At 56.4% G+C, this 12,293-nt stretch carries 7 protein-coding genes; 1 reads left to right on the plus strand and 6 read right to left on the minus strand.

Translation table 11 applies throughout. From position 1 onward, the window contains the following. Positions 1–5: 5 nt before the first annotated feature. On the minus strand, positions 6–1,673 hold the full coding sequence (gene recN / locus AC0V60_RS06835) for a DNA repair protein RecN (RefSeq protein WP_486177746.1): 1,668 nt from the start codon (positions 1,671–1,673) through the stop codon (positions 6–8). A 382-nt stretch (positions 1,674–2,055) separates the two neighbouring features. Between recN and AC0V60_RS06840 the strand changes: the two genes are divergently transcribed. Beyond that, on the plus strand, positions 2,056–3,735 hold the full coding sequence (locus AC0V60_RS06840; RefSeq protein WP_486177747.1) for a TonB family protein: 1,680 nt from the start codon (positions 2,056–2,058) through the stop codon (positions 3,733–3,735). 92 nt (positions 3,736–3,827) lie between these two features. Here AC0V60_RS06840 and AC0V60_RS06845 read toward each other — a convergent pair whose 3' ends face one another. The 5 genes from AC0V60_RS06845 to AC0V60_RS06865 all read right to left on the minus strand — a co-directional run bounded on the left by AC0V60_RS06845 (position 3,828) and on the right by AC0V60_RS06865 (position 12,169). Beyond that, positions 3,828–4,622, minus strand: a complete 795-nt coding sequence (locus tag AC0V60_RS06845) for an outer membrane protein assembly factor BamD (protein WP_486177748.1) — start codon at positions 4,620–4,622, stop codon at positions 3,828–3,830. Positions 4,623–4,716: 94 nt separating this feature from the next. Continuing rightward, positions 4,717–5,679 (minus strand): tetratricopeptide repeat protein, encoded by a 963-nt coding sequence (locus tag AC0V60_RS06850; RefSeq protein ID WP_486177749.1) that lies wholly within the window; start codon positions 5,677–5,679, stop codon positions 4,717–4,719. Between the two features lie 130 nt (positions 5,680–5,809). Further along, positions 5,810–7,906 (minus strand): molybdopterin-dependent oxidoreductase, encoded by a 2,097-nt coding sequence (locus tag AC0V60_RS06855; protein ID WP_486177750.1) that lies wholly within the window; start codon positions 7,904–7,906, stop codon positions 5,810–5,812. Positions 7,907–8,094: 188 nt separating this feature from the next. Beyond that, the gene (gene lepA / locus AC0V60_RS06860; protein ID WP_486177751.1) at positions 8,095–9,912 is read right to left on the minus strand and encodes a translation elongation factor 4; all 1,818 of its coding nucleotides are present in this window, start codon (positions 9,910–9,912) and stop codon (positions 8,095–8,097) included. 82 nt (positions 9,913–9,994) lie between these two features. Beyond that, positions 9,995–12,169 (minus strand): EAL domain-containing protein, encoded by a 2,175-nt coding sequence (locus tag AC0V60_RS06865; RefSeq protein WP_486177752.1) that lies wholly within the window; start codon positions 12,167–12,169, stop codon positions 9,995–9,997. Positions 12,170–12,293: the final 124 nt, after the last annotated feature.

Raw genomic sequence — 12,293 nt, forward strand, 5'->3', positions numbered from 1 at the left:
AGGACCTAGACGTCCTCCAGCAGCCGATCGGCCTGCGCGCGTGCCTCTGACGTGATCTCTGCGCCTGAAAGCATGCGGGCAATCTCTTCCTGCCTGCCTTTTGGATCGAGCTCAACCACGCCCGTCTTAGTGACTGTGCCATTGGACGATTTGGCAATAAGGTAATGCTGAGAGCCGCGCGCAGCCACTTGCGGACTGTGCGTGACGGCGAGCAATTGACCCTCTTCACTGGCAAGTCGTGCAAGGCGTTCGCCTATCGCGCTGGCCACCGCGCCGCCGACGCCCCGGTCGATCTCATCAAAGATAATCGTGGCCGCCCCGCCCTTTTCCGCAAGAGCCACCTTCAATGCGAGGATAAAGCGGGAGAGTTCGCCGCCCGATGCAATCTTGGTGAGCGGCGCAAAGTCGGCGCCCGGATTGGTCGAGATAAGAAACTCCACCCCGTCCATACCGGATGCGCCCCAGCGATCTTCGGCAAGCTGGGTGACGTTCGTCTGAAAGCGCGCAGCATCAAGTTTCAGAGGGGCAAGTTCACCGGCGACCGCTTTATCAAGCTTCTTCGCCGCCTTCACCCGGGCCTCATGCGTTTTCTCAGCGGTCTTAAGATAGGCCTCTCGCGCCTCAATGGCGCCCGCTTCAAGAGCATCGAGTTGTGCCTCCCCTCCCTCAATCGCATCTAACTTCCCGCGCATCTCGCGCATCAATTCTGGTAGAGCGTCCACTTCGCAGCGGTGTTTGCGGGCCAGCGCGCGCAGTTCAAACAGACGCGTTTCGGCTGCATCCAAGGCTTGCGGATCGTGCACGAGCGCAATGGCGGCCGCCTCAAGTTTTTCCTCCGCCTCGCCTGCCTCGATCACCGCACGGTCGAGTGACGCCAGCGCTTCGGTCAAAAGCGGATGCTCCTCGGCAATCCGGTCGAGCTTTCGCGCCGCTACGCGCAGATTGGCCAGCGGACTATCGGAACCTTCCCATAGGTGGCGCAGCTCCTCAAGATCGCCCGAGAGCTTCTCACCTTTTTGCATATCCGCTCGGGTGGCGGCGAGCCGTGCCTCCTCACCTGCCTGCGGTTCAAGCGAGGTCAGCTCCGCCAAATGCGCAATCAGGAGATCCTGATCCGCCTTTGCTTGCTCCACCTCGCCGCGCGCTTCTGCCAATTGCGCCTCAGCCTTGGCCCATGCTTTCCAGCGGCGGTTCAGCGCATCAAGATCAACCTCTGCGAACCGATCAAGCAGTGCCAAATGCCCGCGCGGGTTCACAAGGCCTCGGTCATCGTGCTGTCCGTGCAGTTCGACCAAGGACGCGGCAAGCTCGCGCAGCAAAGCAACGCTGGTGGGCTGGTCATTGATAAAGGCTTTGGAGCCCCCGTCTGCTTTGACCTGACGGCGGATAATGAGCGGTTCGCCCGGCTCAATCTCAATATCCGCATCATCAAGGGCAGCGATGATACCGCTTGGCAATTGCGCAAACTCAAAGCTGGCCGAAACGCTCGCCTTTGGTTCACCTGCACGAACCAAAGCGGTCTCTGCTCGGTCACCCAGAACAAGACCCAGTGCATCCAGCAGGATCGACTTACCCGCGCCCGTTTCCCCAGTGAGCACGCCAAGCCCGCGCCGGAAATCCAGGTCAAGCGCTTCGATCAAAACGATATTGCGGATGGAAAGGCGGGTTAGCATTGTTGCTGTCTTTAACCTGTCGCGCTCACCGCGTCACTCCGCACACCTCACATTTTTGACGACAATCGCGTCATTCTCAATTGCAACATCAAGGCAGTTTAACGAAAACATCACGACCAAGCCCGTAATATTCTCAAGTATCTGATGATGGGAGCTATTCTTGGTTCAATATCTACACAAAGCAAAATTCGCACTCTACTGCACCCCTTGTGCAATTGTTCTGAGCTTTTCGCACACAGCAATTGCCCAAACAGGTCTGCAAAATGAACCTCTGCAGAATATTGCACAGGAAGACATTCCGGCTGAGATATTGATGCAGGGAATCCGCCGAAATAGCGCTCGCGAGCAGTACATCTCGAGCATGGTTCGGCCGTTAAGCGATTTGGACAAAGACAACAGCGGCCTAACGCAAGCCGATATCGACCGTAATGAGACGATAGCGCAAACACGCGATCGGGCGCAGAATGCCAGCCGCTTGCTTGGCAATGACTACAATGGCGACCTCAAAATCGATGTAGACGAGATTCTCCAGTTCGCGGGGCAAGAAAACCAAGATCAGGCCAGGCACCAGGCCGAAAGAACGGTTCAGCGGTTTGACGCAAATGCGGACGGTATCGCGACGTTGGAAGAGGCGATGTCGATTACTCCTTCGTATCGTCGCAGAAATCGCCAGAACAACCAGCTCAAACAACTGCTGGCGTTAGACCCAGACGGCGATGGCGCTCTCACTTCACAAGAGTTGGTCACCATGGCGGGCGATACGTTCGACCGTTTCGACCAAAACGCCAATGGCGTGATCGACGAGAACGAGGAAGCGCCGCTTAAACAGGCGAGGCAGATTGCTTCGAACCGCACCCGCTTGCAGGAGATAGGATGCAACTTCCCGGCTGCCTCTCCACAAGCGGAGTTTGTCGCATTTGGCACCTACGCGGCAAGCGTGCATTCCACCACCTATCTTGGCCAACCTGATTTTGTGACGGGGGTTGCAGAGGTCGAAATCGAGCAAGCCAAGGGACCGGTTTATCTCTTACTGGGCAGCTTTCGTCCGACGATATGGCGTCTTTCGGGCGCGACCGAGCGCGTCGAGCATGTCATCGTTGGATCAGAGAAAACAATTACCATGGATCAAGCCTCCGGCGCCCGGCGAAACGATGTCCCTCGCACTTCGGCGGCGGGTGTGATCGGCCTCGATGAAACCAAGGTTTCCATCGCCCCCGTCGGTTGCTTAGGCGATATCGGTCGGGCGTCTGAAAGCGGGCGCCAAGGGGCTGATGCCATCGCCTTTTCGGTAGGCAAACAGCGTGCAGATAAGATTGGGGCAGAGGGCAATGTCTATCACGTCTCGTTACCATCACTGACCACAAAACGCCCTTTGGACGAACGTCCCGCCTCGATAGTTCCGCCTCGTTACGGATCCCGCCTTTGGAATGATGTGCTCCGCGGCGATCTGTCCAATATTGCCGAGATCGACCCGGATGAGATCGTCAGCGCTGAGCCCGCGGCAACCTATGATGTGCTGCCCTATCATTATGGTATCGCGCAGCTGGTAAAAGAAGGAGTCCTGGAACCTGACGATCAGAACCGCATGGTCATCAAGAAGAGCTTTGCCCATTGGCCCGCCCAGATTGCATTCGGCCGCCCCGTTGCCTTCATCCAAAGCGATGGTGTCACACCGCCAAAGGCTAGGCCTGGGCAAGCGTGTATCTTGACACCAACCGAGGCAGCGCACGAGGGGTGGAAGACCATTTGTGATACGAAATTGCGACCTCCCCCACCCGTAGCCCCCAGGATGAACAATACCGTTGGACAATCTGCACCGCAGAGCCAAGCCCGTGCTGCGGTCCCTCGTAATGAGGCGCGCTGGATCATGAGAATCCTCGATATCTACCCCTCAACGGCGAAGCGTGAGGGCATCGAAGGAACCGTTGGTATAAGTGCAACTGTCACAGAGAAAGGAAGAGCGACCAATTGCCGAGTCGTATCATCTAGCGGTAGCAAGCTGCTCGATGAGGCTGCCTGCAAAGGGTTGCTCCGATCTCGCGCGTTTCGAACCTGCTCGTGATAGAAACGGCATTCCTACAACGGGGACATACGGCACCCGAGTGAGCTACGAAACCAAAGAGTAACGGCCTACTTCGCCGTCACCATAACCTCTCAACTCGGCGTCACGTCGCTCGCGTGGTCACCGACAAGCTCGAAGGCTTTCTCGTACCACTCGGTGCCTGGATAGTTCGCGCCGAGCACGGCTGTGTATTTTACCGCTTCCTCGCGGATACCCAGCGCCAAACTGCTTTCGGTCAAGCGATAGAGCGCCTCTGGCGTGTGGCTGGTGGTTTGGAAGTCGTCGACCACATTGCGAAACCGCAGTTGCGCTGCGAGCCAGCGGCCCGAGCGCTGATAGAAACGGCCGATTTCCATTTCCTTGCCTGCCAAGTGATCAGCGACAAGGTCAAGCTTCAAGCGTGCATCGGCCGCATATTCGGTCTGCGGGAAACGGCGGTTGACCTCGCGAAGCGCGGTTTGCGCCTGCCCTGTGATCGACTGATCGCGGTTCACGTCAGAAATCTGCTCGTAATAACACAGCGCAATCAGATAATAAGCGTATGGAGCGTCTTTATTGCCCGGGTGGATCGACAGGAAACGCTGAGCGTTCTGGATCGACTTGTTGTAATCGCGCGAGATGTAATAGCTGAAAGCACTCATGAGCTGAGCACGGCGGGCCCAAGGTGAATAAGGGTGCTGGCGCTCTACCTCGTCGAATAGGGCGGCAGCGACCTGAGTGTTTCCGCCATCAAGACGGCGCTGCGCCTCGGCATAGAGCGTCTCCACATCGCGTGCGACATAGGCCACATCTTCATTGGCAGAGCCACCACCGCAAGCGGCTGTTGTGAGGATTACAGCGCCCAAAAGGCCTGCGCGGGTGAGTTTAGAACGAAGCGTGCTGGTCATAACGGCGCGATATAGCCAGCCTCTTGGTGAACGCCAAGTGAAGTTCGCAAGGTTTTGCGCGATCAGTTTGCAATGGCGTTCAAAAAGAACGTGATCAGCTCTCAAGCTCGGCGATTTTTTGCATCACCTCCGGGACCTCGCCTGCCTCGCGCACAAAGCGGCGGTAATTGTCGAGCGCCAGGCCTTTATTGCCGAAGGCTGCTTCGATCTCGGCCATAAGCAGTATGAACTCAGGGTTCTCTGCAAATTGGCGCTCAACCCGGTCTTTAGCATCCCGCGCGCCTTGAATGTCGCCTTTGGCAAGGTTGTAGCGTGCCAACTGCCATTGCAGGAATGGATATTTCCCGTGATTATCAAGCGCGATTTTCAGAACCTTGCCCGCTTCATCCGTTTGCCCAAGATCAAGATGCAAGCCCACCACATTGGCCAGCGGAAGAGCATTGTTCGGATTGATCTCGTTGGCTTTGGTATAATGCTCAATCGCAAGTTCTAGGTCGCCCTCAAAAATTGCTTTGCGCCCTGCAACAAGGCGCGCTTCGAGCACCTCGGGGCCGGCCTCTACCGCTTTGTCGGCATATGCGCTGGCTTTCGGTGCAAGGCGGCGGTCGTAAAAGTAATCGGCGGCAAGCGCGTTGAGATGCGGGCTACCGGGATAGCGCGAAAGCGCATCATCCATTTCGCGCTCAAACCAGTTATTCTTGCCCATATCGCGCAGTGCCCACAACCGCATGCGCAGGTCCTGTTCTGCATAGTCTTCAAATGCGAGCGGCTCAAACATCTCGAATGCTTTCGCAGCCGACCCTTGCAAAATGAGTGCGTGCGCTGTTGCGATGCGGCGCTCTGCATCACCAAGCGCATCTTCAGGAAGCAGCTCAATCGCGGCCATTGCACGGTTGCCATTGCCGAACTTGAGCATGAGGTCCAACTGAAGCTTACGCACCCTTTCATCGACTTCGCCGGTGCGAAGGATTTCAGTGAGATGCGCATTAGCAATGCGATACTGCCCTTGATCATAGGCACGCTGAGCATCCTCGTAGGTCGAAGACGTGCTCAGCATTTCGCAGCCGCTGAGCGATACGGCCAAAACCAGGGCGAGAGCACATGATAGCGATTTTGAGCGCAAATTCACCATGCCGAGGCCTTAGCGCAAAAGGCCCTAAAGTTTTGCTAAAGCAGGCAGCCGTTTGTCACGATGCAATTGCGGCCTGGTTGGGGTGTACGTTCACTATAATCCCGTTGAGAACGGCATTGCCGGTGAGCACGTCAAAACGCTGCATTCCGATGAGATCATTCAGAGAAACACCTGCATTCTCGCTTGCCGTTTTCCAGCTCACTCCATCGCGGTTATGCCCCCACCCGTGAGGCAGAGAAACCACGCCCTGCATGACGTCTTCGGTGATCTCAGCGGCGGTTTGCACCGACGCGATATCCGATTGAATTGTAACGCTTTGCCCATCCAATATGCCGCGCTCTTCGGCATCGGCAGGATGGATCATCAAGGTACACCGATCCGGCCCCTTCACGAGGCGACGTGAATTATGGAGCCAGCTGTTGTTTGACCGGATATGGCGCCTGCCAATCAAGCGGAGCCCACGTTGAGGCTCTTCTGCCATGCTTTGTAAGAAGCGGTCCAGATCAGCTAACAGCTCTGGCGGGGCGGTGTGGATTTTGCGGTCGGGCGTTTGCAGTCGATTGGCGATACACACCTCCAACGCACCAAGGTCGACCCCATCTGGCATAGCTTCAACCTCGGCAAGGCTCATACCAGCAGGTGAGGCCTTTAGCAGACCATCCAATTGGTCACGCGGATGCTGAATATTGGGAACCGCACATCCCTTTGCCGCGTGCACCGCAATGGCGAGTTCGGACACAATCTCCCAGTCGGCTTTGGCCCCCTCCTCCATCGGCAAGGTCGGCGAGGAATAGGCTCCGAAATTGCGCACGGATAAAGGCCCAAAGAACATTGTGAAGTGGTCTTTTTCCAGCGGTCCGCAAGGCGGCAAAATATAGTGCGCATGACGCGATGTCTCAGTGATGTGCGGATCGAATGCGACCATTAGGTCGAGCTTTGCCAAGCCCTTTTCGGTTTTGCGGCCATCTGGCGCTGACAAAACCGGATTGCCCGATTGGACGAAGAGCACACGGATGCGGCCCTCATCCTCGCGCAGCATCTCATCAGCAAACGCCACCATCGGCGTCTCCCCCATAACAGATGGCATAGTGCCGCGCACAGTCTCCACCGTGCTCACCCCGCCCGGACCATAGAGCCCAACAAGGTCGAACAAGGGCTTCGGAAACATTGTTCCACCTGGCCGATCAAGGTTGCCGGAAACAAGGTTGATGAGCTGCACAAGCCAGTTATTGAGCGCGCCAAATTCGCAAACGGAAACGCCCATACGGCCATAGATCGCTGAGGGTTCCCCTGCGATAAAGGGGGCCGCAATGGTGCGGATTTCGTCTTCGCTCACCCCGCAATAGGCGACCAGTTGCCCCATACCGAACCCCTCAAGCGCGGCGCGAACATGCGCAAGCCTTTCATCGCAAACCTCGACGAGTCCCTTCCTCAAGGCGTTTGTCGTCTCAAGGATGGATTTGAGGATAGCGATCAGCAGCGCCGTGTCCGTTCCAGGCTTTACCGGGATCCATTGGTCCGCAACCTTTGCGGTTTCGGTTTTGCGCGGATCGACAACCGTAAGCCTACCGCCGCGCGCATGCAGCTCTCTCAAGCGCCCTCGAAAATCGGGAACGGTCCACAAACTTCCGTTTGATGCCATAGGATTGCCGCCGAGAATCACGAGGTGCTGTGTCCGATCAATATCTGGCACAGCGGCCAGGCTGACATGGCCGTACATCTGATATTGCACATAATGATGCGGCATCTGGTCGAGGGTTGAAGCCGAATAGCTTCGCTTTGAGGCAACGGCGCGCTGGAGATGGCGTGATTGCAGCACAAGTGCGTAGTCATGCGCAGATGGATTACCCCGGTAGAATGCCGAGGCCGTCCCTTCAGGATCGAGCTGGGCAATCTTACCCGCTATCTCACGGTAAGCCTCGTCCCACTCGATCTCTTCCCAGCCATCCGCAGTGCGCTTCACCGGCCTTCTCAGCCGGTCTGGATCGTCCTGAAGATCGGCGATAGCCGTCGCCTTCGGACAGATGTACCCACGGCTTAACGGGTTATCCCGATTGCCTTTGATCGAGAGTACGCGGCGGCCCTCAACCTCAACCAGAACACCGCAATTGGCCTCGCAAATATGGCATGTGCGCTTGTGAATTTGTGTCATGTCTCGTGGTGCCTCTCTCCAGCCATAGTGTGGACGGCCTCAGGTGACAGCACAAGGCCTGCGCGGCGCTAATCGCGGCGAAGGCGGCGCGCGGGCTTAGAAAGAGAGAGGCGAATTGAGCGAGATAACCGGCTAAATCACGGGCACCGGTGGCAACCTCAGATACCTTTGAGCAGGCGGGCAGAAGGTCACTCTTCGCCCATTCTCAGCGCTGCAATGAACGCCTCCTGCGGAATACTCACATTGCCATATTCGCGCATCTTGGCTTTGCCTTTTTTCTGCTTTTCCAAGAGCTTTTTCTTACGGCTAATGTCGCCGCCATAGCACTTTGCGGTCACATCTTTGCGCATCGCTGCAATCGTCTCGCGGGCGATGATTTTGCCGCCGATAGCCGCTTGCACGGGAATCTTAAACAGGTGACGCGGGATCAGGTCTTTGAGGCGCTCACACATCCCCCTGCCCCGCTCTTCGGCTACCCCTGAGTGGACGATCAGGGACAGAGCATCCACGGGCTCTGCGTTGACGAGGATGTTCATCTTTACGAGGTCGCCTTCGCGAAGGCCGATTTGCTCGTAGTCAAAGCTGGCATAGCCGCGCGAGATTGACTTGAGACGGTCGTAGAAGTCGAACACCACCTCGTTCAATGGCAGCTCGTAAGTGACCTGTGCGCGGCCGCCAACATAGGTGAGATCGGTCTGGATACCGCGGCGGTCTTGGCACAGTTTCAGGATTGAACCCAAATATTCATCGGGGGTGTAGATCACCGCCTTGATCCACGGCTCCTCAATCATCGCAATGCGGTTGATATCGGGCCAATCGGCCGGGTTATGGAGCATGATCTCCTTGGCATCCTCAGTCTTCGATTTGCTGAGTTGCAAACGGTAGACCACCGAAGGCGCGGTGGTGATGAGGTCAAGATCGTATTCGCGGCTCAGCCGTTCCTGAATGATTTCAAGGTGCAAGAGCCCCAGAAACCCGCAACGAAAACCAAAGCCCAATGCCGCGCTCGATTCCATCTCGAAGTAGAAGCTGGCGTCGTTCAGGCGCAGTTTGGCGATGCTCTCGCGCAGCTTCTCAAAGTCGGCGGCGTCCACTGGGAACAGGCCGCAGAAAACGACGGGTTGGACTTCCTTATAGCCCGGCAGCGCCTCGGTCGCCCCGCCCTTCACCGTGGTGATGGTGTCACCGACGCGGGCCTGTTCGACCTCTTTGATTTGCGCTGTGATAAAGCCAATTTCGCCGGGGCCAAGTTCGGGGAGCTGCTCGATCTTGGGGCGCATACAGCCGACGCGGTCGACGAGATGATGGGTGCCACCTTGCATGAATTTGATCTGTTGGCCCTTGGTGAGCACGCCTTCGATGACGCGCACAAGGATGACAACGCCGAGGTAGGGGTCGTACCATGAGTCGACGAGAGATGCAGACAGCGGTGCGTCGCGGTCCCCTTGCGGGGCCGGGATTCTGGCGACAACGGCTTCGAGCACATCTTCGATGCCGATACCGGTTTTGGCAGACGTCATGACAGCATCGGACGCATCGAGGCCAATAACCTCTTCAATCTCTTCCTGCACGCGCTCTGGTTCGGCGGCGGGCAGGTCGACTTTGTTTATGACGGAGACGATTTCGTGGTCGTGCTCGATCGATTGGTAGACGTTAGCAAGGGTCTGCGCCTCAACCCCTTGGGCAGCATCCACCACCAGAAGCGCGCCCTCGCATGCGGCAAGACTACGTGAGACCTCGTAAGCAAAGTCAACGTGGCCCGGTGTGTCCATCAGGTTGAGCTGATAGGTCTCGCCGTCTTTCGCGGTGTAATTAAGACGCACGGTCTGCGCCTTGATAGTGATGCCCCGCTCTTTCTCAATATCCATATTATCAAGGACTTGCTCAGACATTTCACGTGCGGTGAGGCCGCCAGTGAATTGGATCAAACGGTCAGCCAATGTGGACTTTCCGTGATCAATGTGAGCGATGATAGAGAAGTTGCGGATTTTTGAGAGATCAGTCATTTCACCCGCCGTCTAGCGGGCCTTGACCTCCATGTCATTTAAGAAAAATGCAACTGATCCGGCTGCGATTTCGAAGAGCAGTTTATGCCGCCTCGAAACGGGCTTGGGGGGCGTAGGTGAATTGAGGAACACTGTGATGCCCCAGACCGCCGCCCTGCATCTTGTGATAGCTGCCCGGTGAGAGCGCTGCGAGGGGAGCACCGGCGGCGGAAAGCGCATAGGGCGAGACACGGTTGCGCGTGCACAAACCGCCTGAACCATCATCAATTAAGGGCTGCTCAAATTCGAGTCCTTGCGTGTCGCCATTCGAGCGGATCACGGTCGCAACTGCGAGCTGGCCGCCGCCAAGATCAACGACGAACTGCGTACCCTTTGGCACCTCATCTAGACCTTGAATCAATGCGCCTGTTTTCGACAAATTGCGCAGCACCACCTCATAGGAATGGTCGTCATGTATGACACTAATCCGGCGATAGACTGTACGCCGTTTAGACCGCTTAATTCGGTCACCGCTCGGCGTGATATTCCAGTTTTCTCCGGTCAGCTCTTTGTTGACCACTTCGAGCCCAACGGGATCTGAGTAAATCGGGCCTTCCATGCGTTTAACACCGCATTTCTTTAGCCGCTTGAACAGCTGCGTGCTCTCTATTCCGTTGGCAATCGTGTCCATTTCAAGAGCGCCCGCAAGCGCCACAATTGCTCGGACTAAACCAAGCTCATTGCTGTCATGTTTGTCCGCTTCTGCGATCAGTTTCTGGTCAATTTTGATGGCGTCGAACGGTGCGCGGCGCAGGTAAGCGAGCGAGGAGTAACCGCTGCCAAATTCGTCAAGAGTAAGGCGAACACCCAACTTGAACAATTGACCAAGGGTGCGGTCAACCGCGTCAGTATCGCCGAAGAACACCGCCTCGCTCACTTCGAGTTCAAGACGGTGGGCGGGTAAATCGGCTGCATGAAGAGCATCTGAAACCGCATCCACAAACCCGTTAGATGAGAAAAGCACCTCAGACACATTGACCGCCACCCGGACAGTGTCGGGCCATTCGGCTGCATGCGAGCAAGCTTGTTCGATTGCCCATGTGCCGACCTCTATTACCTGGGTAGAGCCCTCTAGAATTGAGGCAAATTCCTCCTCGTCGATTTCGCCGCGTTGTTCGTGCATCCAACAGATATGGGTCTCAAGCGCGCGAACGGCTTCGCTATCTGCTTCCACGATGGGTTCGTATTTGAGGAAAAGCTGCTCTTCGCGAACTGCCTCGCCGAGGTTCTCTTCAAGACGGCGGCGGAAAATGGCCTCGTTTTCGAGCTCTCCGGAAAAAAAGCGATATTGGCCGCGTCCCCCGTTCTTGGCAGCATATAGTGCAAGGTCCGCTGAACGCACGACCTCGTCCATGGTCACCCCGTCGTGAGGGGCCACTGCTATCCCGACCGAGCATCCGATGACGCAGCGACCTTCCTCAAGCGTGTAAGGCTGCTTGAGCATCGTGATGATTTTCATCGCGATCTCGGCCAGCTCGCCGCGATCATCAATATCGGGCAGGAAGACTTGAAATTCGTCTCCCCCAAGCCTGCCAATTTCGCACTCGACCTCAATTGACCGGTTCAAACGGTCTGTCACTTGTTTCAAAAGCTCATCACCGGCGGCATGGCCTAGCGTATCATTGACGTGTTTGAACTTATCAAGGTCCAACATCATCAGGCCGCAGCTGCGTCTTGCCGCTTTGAACGCCGTCAGTGTTGTCTCAATCAGGTGCTTCATCCGGTGCCGGTTGGAAAGACCGGTGAGGGAATCGTATTTTGCCAGACGCGCGGTTTCTTCCTCGCGGTAATATTCGTCCGTAATGTCCCAGCCCGTCCCTCGGAAACCCACAAAGGTGCTTCCTTCAAAAGCTGGCTGCCCGGAAAGCCGCAGGACAACGCCGTCGGGGCGCTTTTCAGCGCGAACCGCAAATCCGGAAAAAGACTTGTGAGCGCCCAGCATCAAGGCGAGCGATTTGGTGCGTCCCTCGTGCTGCGCTGATACGAAAACGCTGGAAAGCGGCTGTCCAACTATTTCATTAAGCGGGAGGTCCAATCTCTCTGAAATCGTGCCGGAGAGGTATGTTAAATTGCCCTTCTCATCGCTTGCCCAGAACCAACCGAGGCCGGATTTCTCAAGATCATCGAGCATGGCAAGCTTCTCTCCATCGGAGAGCTTGCTTATGGCTTTGCGCGAGGCGCTGTTACCAATCGATGACAAGAAACCCTTCAGGGGCACCTCTCACCTGTCCTTTCCCTATGAGCACATGCACAAAATCACGCATCGCAGTGTTCATCAGGCGTAAACTCGGGTGGTTATTTTTTCGCTAAGACACAAAGTTAATTTGCGCAGAGGCGATTGC

The sequence above is a fragment of the Erythrobacter sp. S259 genome (assembly GCF_057364965.1).